The organism is Nonomuraea sp. IBHARD001 (genome assembly GCF_056106265.1).
The window spans coordinates 15,235-41,080 of sequence record NZ_JBWBBW010000002.1 but is presented as its reverse complement, the minus strand read 5'-3'; the positions used below and the strand labels follow the sequence as shown (position 1 = coordinate 41,080).

The 25,846-nt window shown below is 71.3% G+C and carries 22 protein-coding genes; 12 read left to right on the top strand and 10 right to left on the bottom strand.

Going from position 1 to position 25,846, the window contains the following annotated elements:
- Positions 1 to 61 precede the first annotated feature (61 nt).
- The 5 genes from ACTWNK_RS02190 to ACTWNK_RS02170 are packed head-to-tail and all read right to left on the bottom strand — an operon-like array spanning position 62 to position 5,388.
- The gene (locus ACTWNK_RS02190) at positions 62 to 775 is read right to left on the bottom strand and encodes a C1 family peptidase (protein WP_474301800.1); all 714 of its coding nucleotides are present in this window, start codon (positions 773 to 775) and stop codon (positions 62 to 64) included.
- Entirely contained in the window at positions 762 to 2,891 is a 2,130-nt protein-coding gene (locus tag ACTWNK_RS02185) for a hypothetical protein (RefSeq protein ID WP_474301799.1), read from the bottom strand. The genes ACTWNK_RS02190 and ACTWNK_RS02185 overlap by 14 nt, the downstream gene beginning before the upstream one ends.
- Positions 2,888 to 3,160: a hypothetical protein gene (locus tag ACTWNK_RS02180; protein ID WP_474301798.1), complete on the bottom strand. Its 273-nt coding sequence runs from the start codon at positions 3,158 to 3,160 to the stop codon at positions 2,888 to 2,890. Before ACTWNK_RS02180 ends, ACTWNK_RS02185 begins: the two co-directional genes overlap by 4 nt.
- Before the next feature lie 4 nt (positions 3,161 to 3,164).
- Positions 3,165 to 4,331 (bottom strand): transglycosylase SLT domain-containing protein, encoded by a 1,167-nt coding sequence (locus tag ACTWNK_RS02175; protein ID WP_474301797.1) that lies wholly within the window; start codon positions 4,329 to 4,331, stop codon positions 3,165 to 3,167.
- Between the two features lie 10 nt (positions 4,332 to 4,341).
- The gene (locus ACTWNK_RS02170; RefSeq protein ID WP_474301796.1) at positions 4,342 to 5,388 is read right to left on the bottom strand and encodes a hypothetical protein; all 1,047 of its coding nucleotides are present in this window, start codon (positions 5,386 to 5,388) and stop codon (positions 4,342 to 4,344) included.
- A gap of 122 nt (positions 5,389 to 5,510) precedes the next feature.
- Between ACTWNK_RS02170 and ACTWNK_RS02165 the strand changes: the two genes are divergently transcribed.
- Positions 5,511 to 6,062, top strand: coding sequence for an RNA polymerase sigma factor (locus tag ACTWNK_RS02165; protein WP_474301795.1), 552 nt, complete (start codon positions 5,511 to 5,513; stop codon positions 6,060 to 6,062).
- Positions 6,063 to 6,067: 5 nt separating this feature from the next.
- Here ACTWNK_RS02165 and ACTWNK_RS02160 read toward each other — a convergent pair whose 3' ends face one another.
- Genes ACTWNK_RS02160 through ACTWNK_RS02150 form a run of 3 tightly spaced genes read right to left on the bottom strand, consistent with a single transcriptional unit; the run spans position 6,068 to position 8,390 of the window.
- Positions 6,068 to 6,541, bottom strand: coding sequence for a hypothetical protein (locus tag ACTWNK_RS02160; RefSeq protein WP_474301794.1), 474 nt, complete (start codon positions 6,539 to 6,541; stop codon positions 6,068 to 6,070).
- Positions 6,525 to 7,091, bottom strand: a complete 567-nt coding sequence (locus ACTWNK_RS02155; RefSeq protein WP_474301793.1) for an RNA polymerase sigma factor — start codon at positions 7,089 to 7,091, stop codon at positions 6,525 to 6,527. The genes ACTWNK_RS02160 and ACTWNK_RS02155 overlap by 17 nt, the downstream gene beginning before the upstream one ends.
- 21 nt (positions 7,092 to 7,112) lie before the next feature.
- Complete coding sequence (locus ACTWNK_RS02150; RefSeq protein ID WP_474301792.1) at positions 7,113 to 8,390, bottom strand: S8 family serine peptidase; 1,278 nt, start codon at positions 8,388 to 8,390, stop codon at positions 7,113 to 7,115.
- A 100-nt stretch (positions 8,391 to 8,490) separates the two neighbouring features.
- Here ACTWNK_RS02150 and ACTWNK_RS02145 point away from each other — a divergent pair, with 100 nt between their 5' ends.
- Positions 8,491 to 11,085 (top strand): CHAT domain-containing protein, encoded by a 2,595-nt coding sequence (locus ACTWNK_RS02145; RefSeq protein ID WP_474301791.1) that lies wholly within the window; start codon positions 8,491 to 8,493, stop codon positions 11,083 to 11,085.
- A gap of 91 nt (positions 11,086 to 11,176) precedes the next feature.
- Positions 11,177 to 12,193: an agmatinase gene (gene speB, locus ACTWNK_RS02140; RefSeq protein ID WP_474301790.1), complete on the top strand. Its 1,017-nt coding sequence runs from the start codon at positions 11,177 to 11,179 to the stop codon at positions 12,191 to 12,193.
- Between the two features lie 20 nt (positions 12,194 to 12,213).
- Here the strand turns inward: speB and ACTWNK_RS02135 are convergent, their stop codons facing one another.
- Positions 12,214 to 12,912 (bottom strand): IclR family transcriptional regulator, encoded by a 699-nt coding sequence (locus tag ACTWNK_RS02135; protein WP_474301789.1) that lies wholly within the window; start codon positions 12,910 to 12,912, stop codon positions 12,214 to 12,216.
- Positions 12,913 to 13,257: 345 nt separating this feature from the next.
- Between ACTWNK_RS02135 and ACTWNK_RS02130 the strand changes: the two genes are divergently transcribed.
- The 9 genes from ACTWNK_RS02130 to ACTWNK_RS02090 are packed head-to-tail and all read left to right on the top strand — an operon-like array spanning position 13,258 to position 23,187.
- A complete protein-coding gene (locus ACTWNK_RS02130) occupies positions 13,258 to 14,394 on the top strand; it encodes an ABC transporter ATP-binding protein (RefSeq protein WP_474301788.1) in 1,137 nt (378 codons plus the stop codon).
- A gap of 26 nt (positions 14,395 to 14,420) precedes the next feature.
- Positions 14,421 to 15,530, top strand: coding sequence for an ABC transporter substrate-binding protein (locus ACTWNK_RS02125; protein WP_474301787.1), 1,110 nt, complete (start codon positions 14,421 to 14,423; stop codon positions 15,528 to 15,530).
- Positions 15,531 to 15,575: 45 nt separating this feature from the next.
- On the top strand, positions 15,576 to 17,363 hold the full coding sequence (locus ACTWNK_RS02120) for an ABC transporter permease (protein ID WP_474301786.1): 1,788 nt from the start codon (positions 15,576 to 15,578) through the stop codon (positions 17,361 to 17,363).
- Positions 17,360 to 18,370, top strand: a complete 1,011-nt coding sequence (locus ACTWNK_RS02115; RefSeq protein ID WP_474301785.1) for an arginase family protein — start codon at positions 17,360 to 17,362, stop codon at positions 18,368 to 18,370. Before ACTWNK_RS02120 ends, ACTWNK_RS02115 begins: the two co-directional genes overlap by 4 nt.
- A gap of 47 nt (positions 18,371 to 18,417) precedes the next feature.
- Positions 18,418 to 19,470, top strand: coding sequence for an alcohol dehydrogenase catalytic domain-containing protein (locus ACTWNK_RS02110; RefSeq protein WP_474301784.1), 1,053 nt, complete (start codon positions 18,418 to 18,420; stop codon positions 19,468 to 19,470).
- 8 nt (positions 19,471 to 19,478) lie between these two features.
- Complete coding sequence (locus tag ACTWNK_RS02105) at positions 19,479 to 20,357, top strand: sugar phosphate isomerase/epimerase family protein (RefSeq protein WP_474301783.1); 879 nt, start codon at positions 19,479 to 19,481, stop codon at positions 20,355 to 20,357.
- Positions 20,354 to 21,376, top strand: coding sequence for a Gfo/Idh/MocA family protein (locus ACTWNK_RS02100; RefSeq protein WP_474301782.1), 1,023 nt, complete (start codon positions 20,354 to 20,356; stop codon positions 21,374 to 21,376). Before ACTWNK_RS02105 ends, ACTWNK_RS02100 begins: the two co-directional genes overlap by 4 nt.
- Before the next feature lie 48 nt (positions 21,377 to 21,424).
- Entirely contained in the window at positions 21,425 to 22,303 is an 879-nt protein-coding gene (locus tag ACTWNK_RS02095) for a beta-keto acid cleavage family enzyme (protein ID WP_474301781.1), read from the top strand.
- Between the two features lie 50 nt (positions 22,304 to 22,353).
- Positions 22,354 to 23,187, top strand: a complete 834-nt coding sequence (locus ACTWNK_RS02090; RefSeq protein WP_474301780.1) for a fumarylacetoacetate hydrolase family protein — start codon at positions 22,354 to 22,356, stop codon at positions 23,185 to 23,187.
- A gap of 197 nt (positions 23,188 to 23,384) precedes the next feature.
- On the opposite strand, the gene ACTWNK_RS02085 is transcribed toward ACTWNK_RS02090, so the two are convergent.
- Entirely contained in the window at positions 23,385 to 25,478 is a 2,094-nt protein-coding gene (locus ACTWNK_RS02085; protein WP_474301779.1) for a hypothetical protein, read from the bottom strand.
- Between the last annotated feature and the right edge of the window lie 368 nt (positions 25,479 to 25,846).

Below are 25,846 nucleotides of genomic sequence, written 5' to 3'. Positions count from 1 at the left end.
CGTGGTGACAGGGATGAGCATCGCGGGCCCGGTTGATACATCGGCGATGTGCGGGCGATGTCTACCGGTCGGTGACCAGGGCCGCCTCGCCCTCCTCGTCGATCAGGCGTTGCAGGGTCGTGTACGGCAGCCAGACCAGGGGGTAGTCGCTTCCCCAGGAGTTGACCAGGCGTACAGCCTGGCGGCGGTCGGAGGCGCGGTAGGCGCAGATGGCGTGCCCGCCTCGGACGCGGCCGAGGTCGCCGTCGCCGATCCAGTGGCCGTCGTGGCCTCGTGCGGTCGGCGTGTCGAAGGCGGCGTACCAGGTGCAGCCCAGGACGACAGGTGTGCCGTAGGCGATGGAGGTGCGGACCTCGTCGACGGTTGCGGCCCAGCGATTGGCCGCGATGCCTTCGGTGAGGGCCGGTTCCCCGCGCCTTCCCCTGAACAGGCGGCAGTGGCCCCGCTCGCGCAGGACGTCCATGGCGGCGCGCACCGACGTGCCGCCTTCGTCGCCCGGATTGGTGTGCGGCCACTCGTCGGCCTCCTTGGCCCGGTCCCAGAGCCAGCGGGCGTCGTAGAGCGACCGGTTGAGGATGGACATGGCCCACGAGGCCGAGAACCCGACGCAGGCCCCCTCCTCGCGCTGGTCGTAGTGCCGTCGGAAGGCGGGCAGCGGCAGGGCGCGTTCCACGGCGGGCACGGAGCCGGGCGCCACGGCGGAGTACGGGTAGCGCTCGACGTGGCGCCAGTCCCGGGGCGTCACCCGGCCGAGCGGCCCCTCACAGGTGTTCATCGTCGGTCCTTTCCGTGCGCGGAAGCGCGATGGTGAGCCGGTCGCGGGCCAGGCGCTGCCAGGAGCGCACGGCGTCCGCGGTGATCTCCTGGCCGAGTCGCGCCCCGAGCGAGGCGGCGAGCGCGACCGGATCGGGATGGAAGGCGAAGCCGCGAACGCCGGTGACCCCCAGGGCGACCAGGGCCTCACGCACGGGCCTGGGCAGGGCGTCGAGGGCGAGCAGCGCCACCTTGTCGAGCAGGGCGTTCAGCTCGACGCCGAGTCCGAGCGCGGCCAGCGAGGCCGAACCCGCCGGTGTGGTGGCCAGCCGGGCCAGGTCCTCGACGGAGTAGACGCGCAACGTGTTCAGCCTGGCGATCGCCTCCGTGCTCAGCTCGGCGAGCGCCGACAGCGGCTGGTCCAGCCGGTCGGCCGCAGGCAGCTGGGCGCCGAGCACCGGGCGCACCCGCATCCTGATCCGGCCGAGTTGCTCGTCGGCGGGCGCCCGGTCGACCACCTTGGCGCGTACCTGCCCGAGCCGGTCGAGCTGCACGGCCACGGGCACACTGAGGTCGAGCTCGTCCACCACGTACGCGCCCATCGTGCTCGGGTAGCGGGCGAGCTCGCCCTGCATGCGGTTGACGGCCGTGGCGATGGTCTCGCCCAGCTCGTGCAGCACGACCTCGCCGTCCTGGCCGGGCACGGCCGCGATCTGCACCAGGACCGAGCCGATGCCCGAGCCGTCCCAGGACACCTCGGCGGTGACGGTCGCGACGAGCGCGTCGGCCGCGTAGACGCGGAAGAACGGATCGGGGCGCACGCCGGAGGCCAGGGCCAGCTCGAAGGTCCCGTCGCGTGCGGTGTGCGCGGCGGCGCCGAGCATGCCGCCCGGCCTGGGCGCCGGGTCCCACGCCTCGACGCGCAGCCCCGCCACCCCCGTCCAGGTGACCTGGTCGACCAGCCTGCCCACGACCCGGTACGCCTCGGGCGCGGCGGCGGGCAGGTCCACCTCGCAGAACACCGAGGCCAGGTCACCACGCCAGGCCGAGACGGAGACCCGCTGCTCCACCACGCGTACGGCGTCGCGGTACATCCGCAGCCCGAGCTCGGGCGGCCCGCCCGAACCGGCGGGCGGCACGCCGATCGACAGCCGCCCGTCGCCGTCGGTGACGGCCTGCTTCAGCATCGTGGTGAAGTCGCCGTCCCACACCTCGGCCCGCAGCCCGGCCACCGGCCTGCGGCTGGCCCGGTCGAGCGCCTGCGCGTCGAGCCGGTAGGCCAGCGGCCTGCCCGATGATCCCGCCAGTGCCAGTTCGACGCCGCGCAGCAGCGTGCCCTCCCAGGCGGCCTGCCGGTCGGCCACCGCGATCCGCTCGTCGCGCGCCCAGACGGCGAACGTGGGCTCGGGCAGCGGGTCGAGCAGGTGCGGGAAGGTGAGGACGAAGGCCCCGGTGCCGTCCGTCGTGGTCGTCCCGACGGGGTTGGGCCAGCGCCCGGCCCGGTCGAGGAGTTCCACCCGCAGTCCCGGCGCGCCCGATCCGTCGCTCTCGCGCGACACGCGGCCGGTCACCTGGCACCGCCCGGCCTCGGCGAAGACCACGTCGGCCTCCGTCTCGCCGCTCGCCACCCGCCAGGCGCCCACGCGCTCGCCCTTGCCGCCGAGCCAGAGGCGCAGCTCGGCGTCCTCGTCGGCGGCGATCCGCACAGCGAACCGGCCGCCGCGTGCCGTCGTCGTCTCCTGCCTGACGCCCGCCGGGCCCGCCGCCACGAGGGCGAGCCGCTCGGCCACGGGCTCGCCGTCGACCAGCGCGCGTCCGAACACCCATCGGAGGCCGTCGCGCACCGGTTCGAGCCAGACGACCGGCGACCGGCCGCGGATCGGGTCGTCCAGCGCGGGGAGCTGGAGCACCGAGGCCAGCGCACGCCGATCCAGATCGGCCGCGCCCTTGCCCAGGTACGTCCTGAGCACGACGTCGCGGTCGTCGCCCGGCAGGGTCAGCCCGAAGCCGCCGTCCGGCCCGGTGCGGGCGACGGCGAGCGGCTCCCCCTCGCCTGGACGATCGCCGACCCTCCAGGCGCTCACCACCGCGGCGGCCACACCCGACCGGTCGGCGCGGTTCAGCACGGTGCCTCTCACGACTCCTCCTGTTCGGCGGGCAGGTAGGCCAGGCCCACGGTGAGCAGGGCGTCGCCGCCGGGCGAGCCGGACAGGTGCACGGAGCCCGGGAGCAGCCGGACGGCCATCGGGACCCGCACGCGCACCGACGACCAGGTGAGCACGGTGGGCGGCACGCCGGTCTCGCCGAAGGCGTCCAGGCTGTCGAGCCCTCGCTCGTCCAGCTCCATCTGCGCGTCGACGATCCCGCCGCCCAGTGCGGCCAGCAGCTTGGTCAGTGCCACGCTCATGTCGTCACTCCGGTTTCGGTATCTCAAGGTGGTAGGCGGGGTCCTGCGGCGGCTGCAGCAGCCGGCGCACCCTCGGGTCGGCCTTGACCGCGCGTTCGAACGCGGCACGGTCGCGCACGGAGCTCGGTGCGATGTCGAGCACGGCCAGCGTGCGGGGATCGGCGGTGTGCGGCGATACGTTCCTCGGCCCGACATCGAGGATCTTGTGTGTCATGTCGGCCTTGATCCGGTCAGGGGCACGGCCTGCCGCCTTGGAGGCGGTGTAGACGTCGATGACCTGGTCGCCGTACCTGCCGTAGAGCTCCTTCTGCGCCGCGACGCCGTGCCGCTCACAGTTGTCGTACATGACCCTGGCCTGGTCGGCGGGCGTGCGCTGGGTACTGGTGACCAGGACGTCCGTCAGCGAGGCGGCGCGCAGCACGTCGGTCAGCACGGTGAGCGCGTAACCGGGCACCACCGCACGGTCGGCCCGCTCGGCCCAGCGGACGACCGGCTCGGCGACCGCGCCGCCGCCTCGCCTGACCGGGGTCGGGCCGCCGCCGAGCAGGACGCCGATGCCGACCGCGGGCCGGGTGGCATGTCCGGCGAGCACGGCGACCGCGTCGTTGAAGAACCGGACGAAGCGGTCGACGTGCGCGCCCGTGCCGATCGGGTACTGACGCAGCTTCCAGCGGTTGCCCGCGCCGCCCTGGTAGGCCAGCCGCCCCGCGTTGTAGGCGGCGGCCACCAGCGGCGGGTCGAGCGAGGTGAGCCTGGCCTGCGCGGCCATGAACGCCGTGCCCGCCGTGATGGAGTTGCCCGGCACCAGCAGCCAGGCCCGGTCCAGGCTGATCCGCAGCGTCTGCCTGGCCGTCGAGATCAGCGTCTGGGTGAGTCCGGCGCTCACCCGGTGCGGCGTCGCCTCGTCCGAGGTGTACCCGGGCTCCTGCCTGACCGCGCCGGGATCGCCGCCCGACTCGGTGCAGACGCACGCCACGATCAGTTCGGCCGGGATCGCATACGCCTTGGCCGAGGCGTTGATCTGCCGGGAGTAGGCCTCCCAGACCCGGGTCACCGTGACGGGACGGCCCTGCGTGCGTTCGACACCGGCGCCGCCGATCTCCACGCCGGAGGCGGCCAGCCGCCAGGTGACGCTGTCCTGGACGCCGTGGAACTCGGTGAGCGCGCTCATGCCACCCCTCCTAGAGTGTGATCCCGGCCGACTGGCTGACCAGGCCGAAGCTGACCCTGACCACGGCCTGCGCCGGCTGGTCCTGGTCCGGCGCGACGATCTTCCTGGTGATCTCGATCGCCATCTCGCCCCGGGCGTCGGTCTCGCCGGTGCTGGTGTAGTTGAGCGTCGGTTCGCTGATGCCGACCGACAGGTTCTTGTTGCCGTGCGGGTCGCCGTTCGTCTTCCTGAGCAGTGCGGTGACCACGGCCTTGCGCGCGACGACCGGCTTGGTGGCGTCGCCGTCCTGGTGCACATCCGTCCTGGCGCCGACCTGGAGTTCGAGCCTCGGGCCCTTCTGCAGCACGAACGGCCTGGGCAGCTCCACGTCGGCACGCGGTTCGAGCGTGGCCTCCATGTGCAGCTTGCCCGCGGCGGCGTCCTGGCTGAAGGAGGAGTCGACGCCCGCCCGCGAGGTGCTGAAGGACGAACTCGCCGACGCGCTCAGCCCGCCGCCGAACAGGCCGATGCTGCCGCGCATCGAGCCGCCCGCGCGAAAGGCGCTCTGCTGGACGCTGATGCCGCTGCGTGAGTTGAACTCGTGCACGTTCGCGTCGGCCTCGAGGTAGACGCGTGACCATTGGTAGGCCGTCGGCATCAGGTAGTTGATCAAGGGCAGCTTCTGCATGTGGACCTCGCCCTTGGCCATGGTGCCGTCGTCGTCGTTGATCTGCTGCTCGAAGACGGCGATGACGTCGATCTGCGTCTCCGACAGCGCCTTGGCCGTCTCCCTGAGGTTCTTGTCGAGCTCCGACTGGGCGGCGGCGACGGCGAGGCCGACGCTCTTGACGAACGCGCCGAACGCGACGCCGTTCCCCTCCATCTCGTCGGCCACCTCCGAGCTGGCCGCCGTCTCGCCGACGGTGAGCGGCTGTGCGGCGGCCATGGCGACGCCGAGCTCGCGTGCGGTCTCCATCGTGGCGACGACCTCGGCCGCCGCCTCCTGCTGTTCGGGCAGTGCCACATCGCTCTCCGGCTCGGTCACCGGCTTGGCGCGAGGTGTGGGCTTGTCTGTCATGGTGCTTCCTCCTGTGAGCTGTTGGCTGCCTTGGAGGAGGCGGGCGATCGGCCCGCTGATACATCTGTCCGGCTGCGGCCGAGCGGCTTTCGCCCGGGGCGTGCCCGTACGAAGATGGCGGGATGAGCGAGGATCTCTCGGTCGCGGCGCTGGTCGGCCGGGTGTGCGCCGGTGATCAGGAGTCCTGGGGCGCGCTGGTCGAGCGTTACTCGCCCCTGCTGTGGGCCATCTGTCTCAGGCACGGCCTGTCGAGGTCCGAGGCGCAGGACGTGGCGCAGACGGTGTGGCTCGCGCTGGTCGAGCAGGTCCATCGGCTGCGCGATCCTGCGGCGCTTCCGGGCTGGCTGGTCACCGTGACCAGGCGTGAGTGCCGCAGGAGCGTCGGGCGGGCCGTGCCGTTCGCATTCGTCCGCGACGGGGGGCAACCGGCGCCCGACGCGGCGCTGGAGCGGCTCGAAACGGCCGCCGCGCTGCTCGCCGGGCTGGGCGGGCTCGATCCGCACTGCCGTCGGCTGCTGTGTCTGCTCATCGAGCTCCCGGCGGCGAGTTACGCCGAGGTCGGGGCGGAGCTGGGCATGCCGATCGGCTCCATCGGGCCGACCCGCGCCCGATGCCTGGCCAAGCTGCGCCGGTGTCCCGAGATCGCCGCGCTGGCAGTAGAGCGGTTCCCCTGACGCCGCTAGGCGTGGCTGTCGTGGAAGGTCACCCAGGTCGTGCACACCTGCAGTCCGCCCGAGGCGTGGACGTACAGGTGGAAGGCGCCGCGTGGCGCCGGGCGGACACAGAATCCGCCCACCTCGTCGGCCGTCACCTCCCGCTCGACGCCCGCGAGCGTGCGTACCTCGATGCGGGCCGCCTGCGCGGGTACGAGCTGGCCGGTCAGCGCGTCGTCGACGGCCTCCAGCTCGATGAGCAGATGCGCCGAGCGCAACGCCATCGCCGAAGGCGTCGCCGTCTCCGCCCTGAACACGGGGGCAGCCGTGCTCTCCGACTCCTCCACGAGCCTTGCGACCTCGGCGTCGAAGGCCCGCCAGCCGAAGGCGGCCTTGCCCGTCTCGACCACGTCAGGCGGAACCCGCCGCCGTTCGCCGAGCGCCGCGGCCAGTTCGGCCAGCAGCCGCTCGTCGCTCCAGCGCTCAGATCTGTCCGGCATCGCCGTTTCCCTCCAAAATGCGGCGCAGCTTGGCCAAGCAACGCGCGCGTGTGGGCCCGATCCCGCCGACCGGAACGCCGAGCCTCTCACCGATCTCCGCGTACGGCAGAGCCTCCTCCCGCAGGCAGAGCTCCAGCAGGCAGCGGCACCGGGCGGGCAACTGGGCGAGGGCACGCAGGAGCGCGGCATGGCGCTCGGCCCGTTCGAGTTCCTGATCGATCACGGCGGACTCCGTTCCCGGATCGAAATCCAGGGCCTGTTCCGCACCCTGGAGCTTGCGTAATGCCCTGGACACGCGCAGACATTCGCGCTGCGCGGTCGTGGCCAGCCATCCGGAGAGCGCCGCGGGCTCGCGCAGCGTGTCGAGGTTCTCCACCAGGCGCAGCCACACCACCTGCGCCACGTCGTCGGAGTCCGGCCTGGTCAGTCGGTGGCGCAGGCACATGGCCCACACCAATGGCGAATAGCGTTCGACGATCTCGTCCCAGGCCGCGCGGTCACCCTTGCGTGCCCTTACGACCAACGCGATGACTTCCGGGTCATCCCGCATCCAGACTCCTAGCGCTTCGGATCACCCGGTTTCGGGTGGTCTGATGTCCTGATGGCGTTCCGAGGCAGCCGTCAGCACGGCCGTCCTGCGGAGGAGGTGGTCACGCGCCTCGCTCGCGGAGGCGTGCTCGGCGCGGGCCAGGTCGGCGATGGCGCCGCTCACGGCCGCCGCCGCGAACGAGGTGCCGCTCCAGGCGGCCCCACCGTGGTACGGCTCCGCCTCGTCGTGCTCGGGCAGCACGACGTCGCCCGTGAGATAGAGGCAGTCGACGTCCTCGCCAGGGGCCACGAGCGAGACCCACGGCACGTCAGGGCTGAACCTCGACCGCACTCCGCCCCCGGTCGCCCCCACGCCGACCACACCCGCGCACGCGGCGGGAAAGGCCTTGGACCGCTTGGTGACGGCGGGCAGCGGGGTCGTGGAGGACACCTTGACCTCCCCGTGGTTGCCCACGGCCGCGACGAGTACGATCCGGTCCTTCAGCCGCTCGACCGCCCTCTGCAGCACGAGCGGGGGGTCGTCGTCGGCGGTGAACCCGGCGAACGACAGGTTGAGCACCTGCACGTCGTCCTTCAGGAAACGCGCCATCTTGGTGGCGACGTCCCAGGAGGAGGCGTTGACACCGCTCTCGTCCAGGCCCTGCCTGACGATCAGCTCGGCCCCCGGCGCCTTCTCGGCGATGATCCCGGCGACCGCGACGGCGTGCCCCGCCAGCATCGACTGCCTGGCCCGCTCGACCAGCAGGTCGGCGGTGTCGGCGAGGTAGCGCCCGGCGAGCTTGGGATGGTGTGCCATCGGGCTGTCGAGGACGCCGACGCGGATCCTCCTGCCCTCGGCCGTGTCACGCGCCGGGAGCACGGGCCTGGCCCCGCCCTCACGCGTGCGCATCGGGATCTTGTTGGCCCCACCCGTGTACGGCTCGCCCTCGATGCTGTGCAGCAGGCGGTGCTTGCCGGCGACGACGCGGGGATTTCCGGCGCGCAGGGCGTGCAGCAGCAGGTCGAGGTCCGACACCGGCCTGCCCGGGTAGATCCGCTCGCTCGCCTGCTGGGCCGCGTCCGTCAGCTCGGGGTCGCGGCGCAGTTCGGCCGCGACGGCCGGGAGCGCCGTCACCGTGATCAGCTTCAGGCCGAGCACGTCGCTGTGCCCGTCCACCGAGCACGCCTGCCCGGGCGCCGCGCCCGCCCAGCGTGTGATCACGTCATGGACGCTGTCCCAGTCGCCCGTGTCGACGATGAGCTCGTTGTTGTAGAAGGTCTCGATATCGCTGATGAAGGTGTTCTGCTCGTTGACAGGCATAGGTCGTCCCTCCGGGCCGATTCACGTTTCTGCCCATACGGAGGAGCACTGTCGCCTCGCTGATACATGCATTTCGCTGCGATTCCGCGACCCTTCGAGAGTGGACCCTGACGAGTTGCTCCGCCTCGCCGAGGACGACCCGGCACGGCTGATGACGGTCGCGACGCAGGTCTCGGAGCTCGCCAGGGCCGATGGCAGACCGGCCCTCGCCTCCGTCGCCGAAAGGGCGCTCGGCGTGGCCGCCGTGCACGTCGTCGAGCTGTCCACCGCCGCCGCGCACCTGCGTGCCGCCATGAGCCTGGCCCGCAGGGCGCGCTCGCCCGCGCTGGCCGCCGAGGCGCGGCTCAGACTGGCGTTCGTCCTGAGCTCACGCGGGCTGTCCCTGCGGGCGCTCGACGAGATCGACCTGGCCAGGTCCCAGCTGAACGGCGCCGGCCGGGCCAGGGCCGAGGCCCAGCGCGCGGCCGTGTACAACCATCTCGGCCGCTACGGCGACGCGCTCGCCGGCTACCGCGTCGCCGTACCCGCGCTGCGGCGGGCCGGTGACCACCTGTGGCTGCAGCGGGTGCTGTCCAACCGGGCGATCGTACGCGGCTACCAGCGCGAGTTCGCCGCGGCCGAGTCCGACCTGCTCAAGGCCGAGGAGTTGTGCCGTGGGCTGCGCCTGGACCTCTCGCTCGCGGTCGTGTGGCTGAACATGGGCTGGCTGGCCTCGCTCCGGTGCGACGTGCCCACGGCGCTGGCCCGTTTCGAGGCGGCGGAAGGGCGCTTTCGCGCACTCGGCACCCACCAGCTCGCCTCGCTGCTCACCGACCGCAGCGAGCTGCTGCTGTCGGTGGGCCTGCTCGCCGAGGCCCGCGAGTCCGCCGAGGAGGCCGTCGCCGAACTGGCCCGCAGAAAACGCGCGATCAGCCTGCCTGAGGTACGGCTGCGCCTGGCGCACGTGGCCTCGCTCCAGGGCGACCACGACAGTGCCGTGCGGCAGGCCAGCCTCGCCGCGGCGCAGTTCGCCAGGCAGCGGCGGCGGGGCTGGGCCGAGCTGGCCAGGTTCGTGGTGCTGCGCTCGCGTGCCGCCCGCACACCGGTGAGCCCCGCCGTGACCGGAGCGCTCGCCAGGGCCGGGCAGGAGCTCGCCGCGTGCGGCTGGAGCGCCGAGGCGGTCGAGGCCAGGCTGCTCGTACGCGAACACCGCGAGGACGGCCTGCGTCACCTGGCCGAAGCGGCACGCACCCGGCTGCGCGGACCCGCGCTTCCCCGGGCCAGAGGATGGTACGCCGAGGCCTTGCTCCGCCTGGCCAACGGCGATCGGCCGGGCGCGCTGAGTGCGACACGCGCGGGCCTGCGCATACTCGACGATCACCGTGCGACGCTGGGCGCGACCGATCTACGGGCGCACAGCACACGCTTCCGGGTGGAGCTGGCCGAGCTCGGGCTGCGCATGGCCATGGAGCAGGGCACGGCGCGCACGGTCTTCAGCTGGGCCGAACAGGGCAGGGCCTCCCATCTGCTGCTGCCGCGCGCCCGTCCGCCTGACGATCCGCTCCTGCTGCGCTGGCTGGCCGAGCTGCGCGCCGCCGTACGCGATGCCGAGCAGCGCCGTGCTCCCGGGCCTGCCGATCGGCGGCAGATCGCGCTGGAGCGGACCATCCGCGACTACTCCCGCAAGCTGCCCGCCGGTGGCGGCACGGCCGGGCACACTCCGGTCAGGCCCGCCGTCCTGGCCGAGGCGCTGGGCGGGCACGCCCTGGTCGAGTACGTCGAGCAGGACGGCATGCTGCATGCGATCACGCTGGTGGACGGGCGGCTGTCGCTGCGGGCGCTCGGCCCGGCGGCTCCCGTGCGCGATCTCGTCGAGCGCATCCCCTTCGCGTTGCGGCGGATGACCGTCAGGCAGGCGGGCCCGCCGTCCTCTCCGGGAAGGGAGGCCGCCCGCGCGCTGCTCGAGCATGCCGCCGCGCGGCTGGACGAGATCCTCATGCTGCCCATGGCCAAGGAGCTGGGCGACCGTCCGCTGGTCGTGGTGCCGACCGGGGCGCTGCAGACGCTCGCCTGGTCGGTGCTGCCCTCGTGCCGGGGCAGGGCCGTCACCGTCTCGCCGTCGGCGACCCTGTGGCACAGCGCCCGCTCGGCGCCGGGCACCGGCGGTCCGGTCACTGTCGCCTCCGGGCCCGGCCTGGCGCATGCCGACGAGGAGGCGCGCGTCGTGGCCGAGATCCACGCCACCGCCGCCATCAGCGGAGCCGCCGCACGCGTCGAGGAGGTGCTCGCCGCGATGGACGGCGCCCGCCTGGCCCATCTGGCCGCGCACGGCCTGCTGCGCCGGGGCAATCCGCTGTTCTCCTCGTTGCGGCTGGCCGACGGCCGGCTCACCGTCTACGACCTGGAACGGCTGCGCCGTGCGCCGAGCATGGTGATCCTGGCCGCCTGCGACAGCGGCAGACCGGTCGTACGGGCGGGCGACGAACTGCTGGGACTCAGTACGACCTTCCTCGCGCTCGGCACCCGGACGATCGTCGCCTCCGTCGTGTCCGTGCCCGACACCGAGACCGCCGCCCTGATGATCGACATGCACCGGCTGCTGGTCGCCGGGCATTCGGCCGCCGAGTCCCTGGCCGTGGCCCAGCACCGCCTGTACGCCACGCAGCCGTCGAGCACGGCCGGGTTCATCTGCGCCGGGGCCGACTCGCTGCTGTAGCGACGGGGGCGCACCATCCATGGCCGCTATGGAGCCGGTGTCCACAACCCCGCCGTTCCGGTCGGCGGCTCCCGCTGTGAGGATGCCTTGTATGACTCGATACGGCGCCATGTACGGCCCTGACCTCACCTTTCTCGGTGTGCCTGCCTGCGATCTCGACGAGCCGGCGACCTGGGACGACGCCCAGGTCGTCATACTCGGCGCACCGTACGACGGCAGCACCTCCTACCGCTCGGGCACGCGTTTCGGCCCTCGCGCCATCCGCCAGGCCTGCTACCTCGGGCACGACGGCATACGCCCCTCCCTGGCCCTGGGCGTGGACGGCCTGCGCGAGCTGGGTGTGAAGGACGCGGGAGACGTGGAGATGTTCAGCGGGGACGCCCACCGCGCCCACTCGGCGCTGGAGTCGGCCGTCCACACCGTGGCCTCGGCCGGGAAGATCCCGCTGGTGCTGGGCGGCGACCACTCGATCGCCCTGCCCAACGTCACCGGCGTGGCACGCGCGGTCGGCTGGGGACGCGTCTCGATCATGCACTTCGACGCGCACGCCGACACCGGCGACAGCTCGTTCGGCTCGCTCGTCGGCCACGGCCAGCCGATGCGCCGCCTCATCGAGTCGGGCGCGGCCAGGGGCGACAGGTTCCTGCAGATCGGCCTGCGCGGCTACTGGCCGGGTCCCGAGACGCTCGACTGGATGGCCGAGCGGCGCATGCGCTCCTACGAGATGACCGAGGTCGTCGAACGCGGCCTGAACACCTGCCTGGACGAGGCCTCGCGCATCGCACTCGACGACTGCGACGGCGTGTACCTGTCGATCGACGTCGACGTCGTCGACCCCGGCATGGCGCCCGGCACCGGCACCCCCGAACCCGGCGGCCTGACCTCACGCGAACTCCTCGACGCCGTGCGCCGCCTCGCCTACGAACTGCCGATCGTCGGCGTCGAGGTGGTGGAGGTCTCCCCCGACCACGACCACGCCGACATCACCGCCATGCTCGGCAGCCGCATCGCCCTTGAGGCCCTGTCCGCCCTGGCCCGCCGCCGCGCCGAACAGTCGGGCCACCTGCCGCCATGGGACCGCAACCGCCCTCTGCTCGACCGGGACTGACCCCTGGACGGCGAACGCGTTCAGAACGTGTGGGCGCGTTCGTGCACGAGGAAAGCGCCGAGTTCGACCAGGCGGTCGTGGGGCATGCGGGCGGTCGGGCCCGACAGGGCGATCGAGCCGATGCACTTGCCGCTGTGGTTCAGGGGGGTGGCGACGCAGGAGGCGCCGACGAGGGTCTCGTCGATGTCGAGGGCGAAGCCCCTTTCGCGGGCTTCGTCCACGCGCTGGCGCAGCTCCAGGGGGCCCTTGGGGGCGTGGTCGGTGCCGCCGGAGTAGTTCAGCGTGCCGAGGACCTCGTCCAGCGCGGGGGCGTCGAGGGTCGACAGGTAGGCGCGGCCGACGGCGGAGCAGTGGATGGGGCGCACGGTGCCGAGTCGTTCCCGCAGGGTGAGCACCTCGGAGGAAGGCTGGTACTGCACGTAGACCATGTTGCCGCTGGCGGGCGCGGCGAAGAGGGAGGCCTCGCCCGTCTCGCCGGTCAGCCGCTTGAGAAGCGGTCCGACCTGCTCCATCAGCTGCTCGTGTGCGGGGTGGTTGACGATCAGCCCGTAGAACCGCTCGGGGCGGATGGCGAACTCCTTGGTGGCGTCGTCGCGTGCGACGTAGCCGGCGTCCACGAGATCGCTGAGGATCCGCAGGGCACTGCTGCGATTCACGTTGACCAGCCGGCCCACCTCGGCCGCTGTCGCGGACTTGGTGGCCAGCTGCTCGAGAACCATGAGGCCGCGCCGGATATGCGACATGCCCCCTGGATCGCTGTTGTCCCGTGATCGGTTGTCTGGCATAGAGATGATTCTCTCCTTACCAAGATCCTGGACTGAGTGTTTTCTCGGAATCTGCTCCCCGTGCTGCGAGCATGCCGAGCACTGAGATGTGTTGCGATGCGAGCAACGTACCACGCCTGGTTTGAGACGGGAAAGCGCTCGAAGCGTCGCCCAACCCACCCCCAACGACCACGTACGTGCTGCCCAGACGCGGACGACCCCCTTGACACACCTCGCGAGGCTGCTTAGGTTCTCAGCCATACACGTTGCATTGATTGCAACTTTACCGAGGAGTTGAGGATGTCCGAGGTAACGGAGGGCGTCCGGATCGTCGACCAGATCGCGACGGGCGGAGAGGTCGAGCTGGACGGCCTGTCGAAGAGGTACGGAGCCGTCGAGGCGGTGCGCGGTATCTCGCTGAACATCCGTCGCGGTGAGTTCCTGGCGATCCTGGGCCCTTCCGGCGCGGGAAAGACGACGCTGCTCAACATGCTCACCGGGTTCGAGCAGCCCACGAGCGGCGCGATCCGCATCGACGGCAGGGACGTCGCACGCCTGGCGCCGCACAAGCGCGGGATCGGCGTGGTCTTCCAGCACTACGCGCTGTTCAAGCACATGACGGTCGCGCAGAACGTCGGATTCCCGCTCCGCATGCGACGGATGTCCTCGCGCGAACAGCGCGGCCACATCCAGCACGCCCTTGAACTGGTGCAGCTCGACGGGTACGAGACCCGCTTCCCCGACCAGCTGTCCGGCGGCCAGCAGCAACGGGTCGCACTCGCCCGCGCCATCGTGTTCCGCCCGGCCCTCCTGCTCATGGACGAGCCGCTCGGCGCGCTCGACAAGCGACTGCGCGAGCACATGCGCGTCGAGATCAAGCGGCTGCAGCGCAACCTCGGCGCGACCGTCATCTACGTGACACACGACCAGGGCGAGGCGCTCACCATGGCCGACCGCGTCGCGGTGATGCGCGACGGCGCCGTCGAACAGCTCGGCACACCCACCGACCTGTACGAACGGCCGGCCAGCGCCTTCGTCGCCGATTTCGTCGGCGAGACCACCTTCTTCCCCGGCCGCACCGTGCCGGGACCCGACGGCCGGGTCCGCGTCGCCCTGGACGGCGACCGGCCCGGCCTGCACCGCGACGTCGACAACGCCGAGACGCTCAAGCCCGACCACGACGTCGAGGTCGGTGTGCGCCCCGAGCACATCGCCCTGCTCCCCCCGGCGCAGGACGAAGGCCAGGCCGTACCCGGCACGGTCAGCGAGGTGCTCTACGAGGGCGCGACCGCGCTGCACGTCGTCGAGACGGCGATCGGGACGGTGAACGCACGCCTGTCGCTCGGCGACCTGCGCGAGACCCGATGGGCCGTCGGCGACCGGGTCGCCGTCCATTGGGACAGCCGGGCGGCACGGGGATACCACGGCGCGTCATAGATCCGCACGACAGAAAGGTTCGGCTGATGAAGTTCTCTCGGAAGAGCGCGCTGGGAACCGCGGTGGCGATCGGCACCCTGTTCACGACCGTCGCGTGCGGCGGTGGCGACGACACGGGCGCGACACCCTCCGCCGGTCAGGTCGTCGTCCCCGATCCCGGTGGCGACCTGGGCAAGGCGATGAAGAAGGCGTTCTTCGACCCGTTCGAGAAGGCGACCGGCGTGGACGTCGTGCTCAGCTCGGGCGAGTTCGACGCCGCCGTCGTCCTCGCGGGCGTCAAGGCAGGCGCTCCCGCCTTCGACCTGGTGAACCCCAACGGCGCGGTGCTCAAGAGGTTCCGTGACAGCTCGGCGCTCGAACCCATCGACTACACGGTGTGGAAGGCCGGGGTCAAGGACACGATCGCCCCGGTGCAGGCGTCCGCCGACGCGGTGCCCGCCTACTACATCTCCGTCGTGCCCGCCTGGAGCTCCGGCAAGCTCGGCGAGCAGGCGCTGACCTCGTGGGCGGACTTCTGGAACGTCGGCAAGTACCCCGGCAAGCGCTCCCTCGCACCGGGCTCCTGGGGAGCGGGCGGCGCCACGTTCGAGATCGCGGCCCTGGCCGACGGCGTAGCGCCGAAGGACCTCTACCCGATCGACTACGACCGCGTGTTCGCCGCCCTCGACCGGCTCAAGCCGGACCTGGTGAAGTTCTGGGAGACGGGCGCCGAGCCCATCCAGCTGCTCACCGGCGGCCAGGTGAGCGTCGCCAGCGCATGGAACGGCCGCGTCGCGGGCGCCCGCGACAAGGGCACCCCCGTGAACAGCACCTGGAAGCAGTCGATCCTCCAGTACGACAACTGGGCCCTGCTCAAGGGCGCCAAGAACGCGGCGAACGCGCAGAAGCTCCTGGCCTTCATGATGGAGCCCGGCCCCCAGGCGGAGTTCGCCAACGCGATCACCTACTCCCCCGCGAACTCGGCCGCCTTCGACCTGCTCTCCGCCGACCGCAAGGCCCTGCTGCCGACGTCGCCCGACAATGTCGCCTCCGCCGTGACCCAGGACTACGCCTGGTGGACCGCCACCGCGCCCGGCAGCGACAAGTCCAACGAGGAAGTCGCCATCGAGCGCTGGCAGGCGTGGGTCTCCCAGTAGCCCTCGGCCCGTCTGCTCCCGAGACGACCCCGACCTAGGAGATCCATGTCGGTCGACAGCCCTCCGAAGCAGTTCACCGGTGGTCCGGCTGCCCGTCCACGGCGCCGGCCGGACCACCGGTGGCTCACCCTCCTGCCACTTCTCACCGTGCTGATCCTGCTGTTCGTCGTGCCGCTGCTGTCGCTGCTGGCCGACAGTTTCGGCGGGGAACAGGGCTTCACGCTGGAGAACTACCGCGAGCAGGTGACCTCGCCGGTCTTCTGGCGGGCGATACGCCGCACCCTGGTCATCGCCGCGCTCGCCACCGCGATCTGCGTCGTGCTCGGGTACTGCATGGCCTATGCGCTCACCCGTGTGCCCAGGCGGCTTCGGGGCGTGCTGATGGTCATGGTGCTGGTGCCGTACTTCACCAGCATTCTGATCCGGTCCTACGCCTGGATCGCGATTCTCGCGCCGAACGGGCTGGTGGCGGGGGCGCTCGCGGCGATCGGGGTGCGGACGCCGCCCGACCTGGTGTTCAACCAGACCGGCATGCTGATCGGAACGGTGCAGATCCTGCTGCCGCTGGCGCTGCTGCCGATCTACAGCGTGATGAGCGGCATCGACCGTGCCGCGGTGCGCGCCGCGCAGAGCCTGGGCGCCTCGCCCGCCGTCGCGCACTGGCATGTGTACCGGCCCGCCACGTCGTCGGCCGTCATGGCCGCCGCCGCGCTGGTCTTCATCAGCACGCTCGGCTTCTACGTGACGCCCGCGCTGCTCGGCGGGCCGGGCGACGCGCTCATCGCCCAGTCCATCCTCGTGCAGTTCTCCAACCTCGTCGATCCGGCGGGGGCCGCGGCGCAGGCCGTACTGCTGCTGCTGGTCGTCCTCGTCCTGTTCGCCGTGCTATTCCGGTATCTCGCGCCCTCGTTGTCGGTCGCGGGCGCCGAGCCGGTGAGCGCCGTCCCGCGTACGGTGCGACGCCCTCGTCGCGGCGCCGACCTGCGGGCGCGTGTGCTCGACACCGCTCTCGACGCCGCCGGCAGGCTGCGGCTGCCGATCCTGGTGGGCAGCTGGGTCGTGGGCGCGGCGCTGCTCGTCACACCGCTGGTCGTGGTGGCCGTCTGGTCGCTCAGCGACGCGACGTACCTGACGTTCCCGCCCGACGCGTACTCCACCCGGTGGTTCGCCGACTACTTCGCCGACGAGGCGTGGATCGGCTCCACCTTCCTCAGCCTGGGCCTGGCCTGCACCGCCGCCGTGATCAGTGTCGTCATCGGCAGCTTCGGGGCCTTCGGTCTGGTACGGGGGCCGAGGCGCGGGCGGCTGCCGATCGCGATCCTGGTCGCGATGCCGCTGATCGTGCCTCCGATGATCTACGGCCTCGGCTTCTTCGTCCTCGTCGCGCCGCACGGCCTCGTCGGCACCCGGGCCGGGCTGGTCCTGCCGTACCTGGTGCTGGGGCTGCCGTTCTCGGTGTCGATCACGGCGGCGGCGCTGCGCAATCTCGACCTTCGGCTGGAGAACGCCGCGCGCAGTCTGGGCGCGGGGTCGCTGTCGGTGCTCAGGCACGTGTTGCTGCCCGCACTGCGTCCGGCGCTGGCCAGCGCCTTCGTCTTCTCCTTCCTGGCGGCGTTCGACGACGTCGTCATCTCCACCTTCATGTCCGGGCCGTCGGCGGTGACGCTGCCGTTGCGGATGTTCCAAGACATCAAACTCGAAGTGAGCCCGAGGACAGCCGTGGTGGCCGTCGTCCTGCTGGCAGCAGGTGCGGTCGCGGTGCTCCTCAGGTTCGTCACGTCCTGGCTGGTGCGCACCGTACGGGTGGCACTGAGCCGATTGGGGAACTCATGAGCACCACGCCCTTCCTCGCCGAGATGACCTCGCCCTATGTCGAGCACCAGGAGTTCCCTGACCTCGTCTATCCGACCTCGGTCACGGCCACGCTCGCGGCCTTCAGGCAGGCCTTCCCCGACGCCGAACGGCACGCGCCCGAGCCTGACGAAGGTGCGGCGGCGCTGAGTGTGCACAGCCCGGCCTATGTCGAGTTCGTCAAGGAGGGAAGCGCGCGGCCCGAAGGCGCGACGAGGTTCCCGCTGAACGTCATCGCGCTTCCCGAACTGAAGGTCTCCGAGCCGCGTACCTTCGAAGGCAGGCACATCCAGTACTTCTTCGACGAGGTCACGCGTGCCACGCCCTCGGTGTGTGCGGGCGCGCTGCAGAGTGCGGCGGCGGCTCAGCAGGGCGCACGCCTGCTCGCCGGGCGCTCCGGCCCCGCGCTGGTGCTGGCGCCGAGCCGTCCGCCCGGCCACCACGCGCTGTCCACCGTGGGCGGCGGCCTGTGTGTGTTCGCCAACGCGGCCATCGCGGCGCGCGAGCTGTCCGGCGGCGGCCGGGTCGCCGTGCTCGACATCGACCAGGACCACGGCAACGGCACCCAGACCGTGCTGTACGACGACCCGTCGGTCCTGACGGTCTCGATCCACGCCGAAGGCTGGCCGCACGTCGCCGGTTTCGCCGAGGAGACCGGCGGTCCGAACGCGCCCGGGACCAATCTCAACCTCCCGCTGCCCACCGGCTCCGGTTTCGACGCCTACGCCCCCGCCCTGGAGAGCGCGCTGGAGGCGATCGGGCGGTTCGCACCCGACTACCTCGTCCTCGCCCTGGGCTACGACGCCCAGCGTGAGCAGGGGTTCGGGCTGCTTCGCCTCGATTCGGAGGACTTCGGGTTCCTGGGCGGGCGCATCGCCGATCTGCGACTGCCGACGCTGGTGACGACCGAGGGGTGCTACGGGTACTACGACTCGACCGCCGTGGCCGCGTCCCATTTCTTCGACGGGTGGGCGGAGCGGTGGCGATGATCACCCCTGGGCTTGGGGCTGCTGAGCCTGCTTCGGGGTCCGGCACCATGCGCGCCGCGGTTCTGACCGGTATCGGCAGGCCGTTGGAGATCCGCGAGGTCCCCATCCCCCGTATCGGGGCGGACGAGGTCCTGGTGAGGACGTTGTCCAGCGGCGTCTGCCGTACCGATCTCCACATCCAGGACGGCTTGGCCTACGTCCCGAAATTTCCGCACATCATGGGGCATGAGGCGGCCGGGGTCGTGGTCGAACGCGGCCGGGCGGTGGCGGGGGTCGAGATCGGCGATGTGGTCGTGCCGCATCTGTTCGTCGCCGACGCGGAGTGCCGCTTCACCCGGGCCGGGGCCGACGCGCAGGCGTTGCACCTGCGCGGCATCCTGGGCGTCACCCTGCCCGGCGGCTTCGCCGAGTACTTCGCCGCGCCCGCCGCGAACCTGCTGAAGGTGCCCGAAGGGCTCGATCCGCGTATCGCCGGGCTGTCCAGCTGTGCGATCGTCACGGCCCTGCACGCCTACCGCCGCGGCACGGTGACAACGGTGCGCACGGCGGTCGTGATCGGCGCGGGCGGCATCGGACAGGTGCTGGTCCAGCTCCTGGTCGACGGCGGCGTGTCGACAGCGGCCGTCGACGTCAGGCCGGACAACCTCGCGCTCGCCGCCCGCAACGGCGCCGGGCACACGGCCCTGGCCTCCGCACCCGGCCGGGTACGGGAGCTGCACGCCTGGGCCGAGTCGCACGCGGGCGACCTCGGCCAGGCCGACGGCGCCGACCTGGTGATCGACCTGGTCGGATCGGCGGACTCGACGGCCGATGCCTCAAGGTACGTCCGCCGCCGAGGCCGCATCGTGATCGTCGGCGAGGAGCCCGACTTCCCCGGCGTCAGCACGACCGTCATCGCCCAGCGCGAGCTGGAGATCATCGGCTCGCGCAACGGCGACCGCATCGACCAGCAGGACGCGCTCCGGCTGCTCGCCGACGGCGTGATCACGCCACCGCTCGACGAGACCTACCCCCTGGAGCGTGCCAACGAGGCACTCGACCGCCTGCGCGGCGGACAGGCGCGGGGCCGGGTCCTCATAGCCATCCCCAACGACCGGTAAGGAGACAGATGAAGATCGCGACCGATACCTGGATGCTGCGCCCGCAGCCCATCGACACCGTGTTCTCGACCGTGAAGGCCGCGGGCTTCGAACACCTGGAGCTCTCCCCCCGCCCCGACGTGATGCCGAGCTACGGCGGCAGAAGGGCGTCCAAGGCCAAGATCACCGAGATCGCGCAGGCGTCGAAGACCCACGGCGTGGGCATCGCCTCCCTCTTCATCGAGCAGGCGTGGGGCAGCTCGGATGAGGACATCCGGCAGGCGGCGGTCGGCTACTGGAAGCAGACCGTGCAACTGGCCGTCGACCTGGGCTGCGACCGGATCAACTCCGAGTTCACCGGCCGCCCGACCGCCCCCCAGGCCGGAGAGGCCGCGATGCGCCGCTCCCTCGAAGAGGTGCTGCCGCTGGCGGAGGCAGAAGGCCTGACGATCGCACTCGAACCGCATCCGGGCGACTGGGTGGAGTCCGGCATCGAAGCCGTGAACTTCATCAGAGGCCTGCAGAGCGACCACGTCACCTACCTGCACTGCGTGCCGCACACCTACTACCTGACCGGTACGGAGGACGAACGCGGCCACCTCCAGAACGTCAACCGCGACATCATCACCTACGCGGGCGACACCATGGACCACGTCCATCTGGCCGACACCCTGCTGCCCGGACGTACCTTCCTCAACCCCTCGAGCCCCGGTGTGCGCAACCACCAGCACCTCGACATCGGCCAGGGCGACATCGACTGGGACGAGGTGTTCGCCGCCCTGCACGAGGTCGGGTTCGACGGCATCGCCTCGGTCGCCGTGTTCCGGCACGAGTCGCGCGTGTCGCAGTCCCTCACCCACAACCGGCGTGTCCTTCGCGAACGCCTCGAAGGAGGCACCGCCTCATGACCGGACCGGTACGCTTCGGCGTCGTCGGACTCGGCGAGATCTACCAACTCGCCCACCACCTCGCCTTCCAGCGGGCGGACGGCCTCGAGGCCGTGGTGGTCTGCGACCTCGACCAGGACGTGGCCACCAGCACCGGACAGGCGCTGGGCGCGCGGGCGTGCACCGACTACCGCCTCCTGCTCGACGACGACCGCGTCCAGGCCGTCGACCTCGTCCTGCCCCACACCGCGCACTACAAGATCGCGCGCGAGTTCCTCGAAGCGGGCAAGCACGTCCTGATCGAGAAGCCCATGACCGTCGACCCGGCACACGCACGCGAACTCGTCGCACTCGCCGCCGAGCGCGGCCTCACCTTCACCGTGAACGAGAACACCCGGTTCGTCCCCGCGTACCAGGCCACCCTCGACGCCGTGACCTCCGGCGAGATCGGGGACGTGACACTCGTCCGTACCCTGATCAGCGGCAACGAGTTCGGGCGGCTCGGTAACCCGCACCTGTGGAAGGGGCGTCAGGACGGCTCCGGCGGCGGCACCATCATCGACGCGGGAGCGCATTCCTTCTACCTGCTGAAGTGGATGTTCGGCGAGATCGCCTCGCTGCGTGCGATGGCCGAGCGGCTGGTCGACGTCAGCCAGGTCGAGGACTGGTCGGTCGTGTGCGGCCGGCTGCGCTCGGGCGCGCTGTTCTCGGTGGAGTCCACCTTCACCTCGGGCGGCCCGTGGAACGAACGCCTCGAGGTGCACGGGACCGAAGGCCTCATCGTCGTCGACCAGCACCAGAACCCTCCGGCCATGCTGTTTCGCGGCAAGCGCGACCATGCGGGCACACCACTGCCCGGTACGGCCTACGAGCCGAGCACCTGGAAGTACCACTCGATCGCGGCCGGCATCGAGAGCTTCGCCCGCTCGATCGCCAAGGACGAGCCGACCGCCGTCGCCCCCGAGGACGGCGCCTACGCGGTGCACGTCATCGAGAAGGCCTACGAGTCGGTGTCCACCGGCTCCCCCATCACCTTCTGACCCGGCCACCTTCTGACCCCTCGTTTCATCTTTTAAGGAGATTTTCCCGTGGATCCGCTTGTCATCACCGTCACCGTCGACAGCACGATGTCCTACCCCGGCTACAAGGGCATGCCGGCCATCGAGGACACCGACAAGGTCGGCCAGGAGTACATCGACTCGGTGAACGCCGGTGCGACGCTGTGCCACCACCACGGTGTGCACTACCTGGAGGACGCCATCCAGGCGGACGGCAAGAAGCTCTCCAAGATCGACTTTGACGGCTGGAAGAGCCTCACCGAGAAGATCAGGACGGTGGGCACCGATCCGATCATGCAGTTCGGCATCGCCAGCGCCCGGCTGCCGGAGAAGGTGGAGCTCATGTCGCTCCGGCCGGACATGATGTCCTACGCCTTCAATGTGCACGACGAGTACTTCCAGCCGGACCCGTCCCTGCCCGCCAACGAGATGTACTCCCTGCACCCGCGCGACGAGCTCGTCGAGTTCGTCACAGCGGCCGAGGCGCACGGCGTGAAGCCGGAGATCGAGTGCTTCTACACCGGGGCGTTCTGGAACCTGGAGTACGTGCGACGCCAGGGCCTGCTGAAGGAGAAGGCCTGGGCGACCCTGTTCTTCGGCTGGCAGGGCGGCGCCTGGACGCCCCCCACCCCCGACGCCCTCATGTACATGGTCAAGCACCTGCCCCCCAACACGAACTGGAACATCAGCGTCATGGACCCGATCGCCCAGTGGCAGCTCCTCCCGCTGGCCATCGCCATGGGCGGGCACGTCCGCGTCGGCTGGGAGGACAACCCGTACCTGCCCGGCGGCGAGCTGTCGCGCAGCAACGCCGAACTGGTCGAGGTCGCCGTCACCATGGCCAAGCAGATCGGCCGCCCGATCGCGAACGTCGAAGAGGCCAGGCGCATCGCCGGAGTGAGCCGATGACCGTACAGGACCTGGCACACAGCCGGAACCGGGCGACGAGCGTACGAGGCTTGGCGCGTGCCCGCCTCGACGGGCAGGTCGTGCTCGTCCGGATCGCGCAGGACCGGGCGACGGTCCTCGCGACCGAGTCCGCCCATCCCGCGGCCGATGTGTTGCGGGAGGCGCTGCACACCGGGGCCTGGCGTGCCGGGCCGGACGGCGCCACGGTCGCGGTCGAGGATCTCGAACTGCTCGCGCCCGTCGCGAACCCGTCGAAGATCCTCTGCGTGGGCCTCAACTACCTCGACCACGCCGACGAGTCAGGGGTACAGCCTCCCGCGAGGCCCCTCCTGTTCGCCAAGTTCCCCAACACCCTGCTCGCCGACGACGCCGTCGTCGAAGTACCGGGCGACCTGTCGGGCGAACTCGACTACGAGGGCGAACTGGCCGTCGTGATCGGCCGCCGGGCCAGCCACGTCACCCCCGACGAGGCGCTCGACCACGTGCTCGGCTACGTGGTGGCCAACGACCTGTCGGCACGGGACGCCCAGTTCTCCGACGGCCAATGGCTACGCGGCAAGTCGGCGGACGGCTTCTGCCCCGTCGGCCCCGTCGTGGTACTCGCCGAGGACATCGCCGACCCCCAGTCCCTGCGCATCACCACCCACCTCAACGACCAACTCGTCCAGGACTGCTCCACAGCAGAGATGATCTTCTCGGTTGCCGAGATCATCTCCTACGCGTCCCGCTACCTGACCCTGGAGCCCGGCGACCTCATCCTGACCGGCACCCCACCCGGCGTGGGCTTCGTCCGCACTCCTCCCCTCCTGGTACGGGACGGAGACGTGGTCACGGTCACCGTGGAGGGCGTCGGCAGCGTCGCCAACCGAGTCCTGGTCACCTGACCTGGCCATCCAGGCAGCCCTTCGCTAACCGGCAGTGGGACGACACCCCCGTCCCACTGCCGCCATGCGTGCATTCACTCCCACTGCCGCCATCCGTGCCTCCACCGGCTCCACGCCACACAGCCCCTGCCACCGGACACCCCTCTCACGGGCTCGACGCCCTGCCCCGCGGCCCCCGCTGCCGCCGCGCAACCGTCTCACCGGCCCCACAGCACGCCCGCCCTCCATTCGGCGGACAGGTCGAACCGAACAGGACGCCCGGCGACGGTCGGACCCTCACCCGTGTCCGGCTTGTGCCCCAGCAGCAGGTCCAGCATCCACATTGCCTCAGGGTCGCCTGCGTCGACAGCCAGCCGATACAGCCTTTCGGCGCCCTCCCGATCCCCCACCAGCTCCCGCAGCCAGGCCCGCATCCGCAGCCCGTCGGGATTTCCGGCATCGGCCGCCTGCCCGGCGAGCCGTTCGGCACTCGCCAGGTCCCTCGTACGCTCCCGCGCCTGAACCGACCTCTCCAGCTCGTCGGTGTCGCCGACGTCGACAGCCTGCCGGGCGAGGCGCTCGGCGCTCTCCCCGTCGCCCGCCCACCTGCGCAGCCGTACCAGCATCCGCAAGGCGTCGGTGTTCCCCGCCTGGGCGAACTGCAGGGCCAGGCGCTCGGCCTCCTCCCGCTCGCCCGCCCCTTCGCGCATCCGTACCAGCATGCGCAGCGCGTAGGTGTCGCCGTCGCACGCGGCCTGGTGGGCGAGGCGCTCGGCGCCGTCGTGGTCGCCCTCCTCCTCACGCAGCTGCGACAGCCTCCGCAGCACGCCGGGATCGCCGGTCTCGGCTGCCCGTACGGCGAGCCGATCGGCATGCCGGTGATGGCCTCCCCGCTGCGCCGCCTCGGCCAGGGCCGTCAGGTCGGCCAAGGGATGGACATGACGAATCGCCGCCTCCCAGAACGTCGTGGGCGGGTGCTTGCCTCGGCGTTCCTCCCGGCCGTGCTGTTCGAGGTAGTCGGCCAGCCGGTACCTCGGCTGCGGGAAAGGCTGCCGGCCAGGGCGAGGCCGGTGCTCGGTCAACGGCCCCGGCAGCCGCCTGTGCCTTGCGGTCAGCCGATCCAGCGCGATCCCGAACCAGCTCTCCTGCCCGCCTGCCTCGTCCCAAGCGTCCTCGTCGTCGAGGTACCCCGGCGCGGCGTCCCGCAGGAACGCCTCGGTCAGGTACGGGCCGCCGCCCAGCCTGCGGGCGTCCATCGCGGCCCGGAGCACCGCCCGCTCGACCGGCTCGGCATGCCGGTACCTGCGCAGCAACTCCGGCCCGCCGACCAGCTCCTGGGTGATCTGCCCACCGGCCGCCCGCCGTACGGCCGCCCGCAGCCGGGGGTCGGCCTCGACGGTCCCGGCCAGGGCGGCCAGCTGCCCGTCGGTGAAGCGATGCGGACAGGTGATCTCCTCCGCGCCGCCGAGCAGCGCCCTGGCCGCCCGATGCGGATCATGCCCGACGGCATCGGCCGGGGCCTCGGTCAGCAGGCGCCAGTAGTCGGGCCACATCGAACCCAGGACCAGAACCGGCCCCCGCGAGGCATCACCCAGCAGCGCCTGCAGCTCGGTCGCCACACTCTCCCCCACGGGAGAGGCCGCCTGCAGATAGAACTGCGCCTCGTTCAGCCAAATCACCACCCGCCCGGTCACCCCGCCGCCGCGCAACGCCTCCACCACGGCCATCGGCCGCTCCGGCGTCAACGGATGCCAGACCCGCCAGCCGGGCAGCACCGCCCTGATCGCCTCCCAGCAGGCCCGCGTCTTGCCCGTCGACGAGCCGCCCACCACCATCACCAGCCGACTCCGCACAGCCGCCCCCGCCACCGCCGCCCGCAACCTGTCATCAAACCCCACCCGCCACAGGTACGCCGGCAACACCGCCCCTTCTGTTCCTTCGGTTCCATCGGTTCCGAAGGCTTGATGCACCTCAAGTGCCAATGCGTCCCGCTCGTCCAGCCCTCTGATCACCCGCCCGAGCGGCCCCGCCGGAGCCCGCTCGGCCTGAGCCGTACGAGCCGCGGCCGCCACCCGCCCCCTGGCCTCCAACCACGGCTCCACCCGCTGCCCACATGCCCGTACGAACATCTCCAGCGTCGACGCCCTGGGAACCGCCGTACGCCCCGTGATCAGCTCATGAACCGTCGAGGCTCCCAGCCCCGCATCGGCGGCCAGCCTCTGCAGCCCACGAGGATCCCGGTCGAACAACACAGCCAACTGCTCGGCCAACTGCCGACTGGTGCGAATCCGTTCCGGTTCGATCGAGGCCATCGGCTCCACCCCGGGCATTCGGAATCATCCGGACCCCACCTGTACACCACCCCCCGCCACCTGGCCACCCCCACCCCTCCATCCGCCTTCACCAACCCACCTTGAACCCGCCCCCCTCCCCACCAGACCGTAGAGACACCCCCCAAACCCCCTCCCCAAGGACCCCTCCCCATGCCCACCCACCGCCTCCCCCTCGGCCCCTTCGCCACCTGCCTCACCCTGAGCACCACCACCGCCCTCCTGGTCTGGCTAGTCCCCCACCTCTGGCCACCCCTCAACGCCGCCCTCACCACAACAACCCTGGCCCTGGCCTTGTACAGCGCATCCACACCGCCCCGCATACCTGAACAGACAGACGCTCCCTCCTG

Excerpts from the sequence above, each read along its gene's own strand:
- ACTWNK_RS02190 (WP_474301800.1), bottom strand. The coding sequence starts at position 775 with ATGAACACCTGTGAGGGGCCGCTCGGCCGGGTGACGCCCCGGGACTGG.
- ACTWNK_RS02180 (WP_474301798.1), bottom strand. The coding sequence starts at position 3,160 with ATGAGCGTGGCACTGACCAAGCTGCTGGCCGCACTGGGCGGCGGGATC.
- ACTWNK_RS02175 (WP_474301797.1), bottom strand. The coding sequence starts at position 4,331 with ATGAGCGCGCTCACCGAGTTCCACGGCGTCCAGGACAGCGTCACCTGG.
- ACTWNK_RS02170 (WP_474301796.1), bottom strand. The coding sequence starts at position 5,388 with ATGACAGACAAGCCCACACCTCGCGCCAAGCCGGTGACCGAGCCGGAG.
- ACTWNK_RS02165 (WP_474301795.1), top strand. The coding sequence starts at position 5,511 with ATGAGCGAGGATCTCTCGGTCGCGGCGCTGGTCGGCCGGGTGTGCGCC.
- ACTWNK_RS02160 (WP_474301794.1), bottom strand. The coding sequence starts at position 6,541 with ATGCCGGACAGATCTGAGCGCTGGAGCGACGAGCGGCTGCTGGCCGAA.
- ACTWNK_RS02155 (WP_474301793.1), bottom strand. The coding sequence starts at position 7,091 with ATGCGGGATGACCCGGAAGTCATCGCGTTGGTCGTAAGGGCACGCAAG.
- ACTWNK_RS02150 (WP_474301792.1), bottom strand. The coding sequence starts at position 8,390 with ATGCCTGTCAACGAGCAGAACACCTTCATCAGCGATATCGAGACCTTC.
- speB (WP_474301790.1), top strand. The coding sequence starts at position 11,177 with ATGACTCGATACGGCGCCATGTACGGCCCTGACCTCACCTTTCTCGGT.
- ACTWNK_RS02135 (WP_474301789.1), bottom strand. The coding sequence starts at position 12,912 with ATGGTTCTCGAGCAGCTGGCCACCAAGTCCGCGACAGCGGCCGAGGTG.
- ACTWNK_RS02130 (WP_474301788.1), top strand. The coding sequence starts at position 13,258 with ATGTCCGAGGTAACGGAGGGCGTCCGGATCGTCGACCAGATCGCGACG.
- ACTWNK_RS02125 (WP_474301787.1), top strand. The coding sequence starts at position 14,421 with ATGAAGTTCTCTCGGAAGAGCGCGCTGGGAACCGCGGTGGCGATCGGC.
- ACTWNK_RS02120 (WP_474301786.1), top strand. The coding sequence starts at position 15,576 with ATGTCGGTCGACAGCCCTCCGAAGCAGTTCACCGGTGGTCCGGCTGCC.
- ACTWNK_RS02115 (WP_474301785.1), top strand. The coding sequence starts at position 17,360 with ATGAGCACCACGCCCTTCCTCGCCGAGATGACCTCGCCCTATGTCGAG.
- ACTWNK_RS02110 (WP_474301784.1), top strand. The coding sequence starts at position 18,418 with ATGCGCGCCGCGGTTCTGACCGGTATCGGCAGGCCGTTGGAGATCCGC.
- ACTWNK_RS02105 (WP_474301783.1), top strand. The coding sequence starts at position 19,479 with ATGAAGATCGCGACCGATACCTGGATGCTGCGCCCGCAGCCCATCGAC.
- ACTWNK_RS02100 (WP_474301782.1), top strand. The coding sequence starts at position 20,354 with ATGACCGGACCGGTACGCTTCGGCGTCGTCGGACTCGGCGAGATCTAC.
- ACTWNK_RS02085 (WP_474301779.1), bottom strand. The coding sequence starts at position 25,478 with ATGGCCTCGATCGAACCGGAACGGATTCGCACCAGTCGGCAGTTGGCC.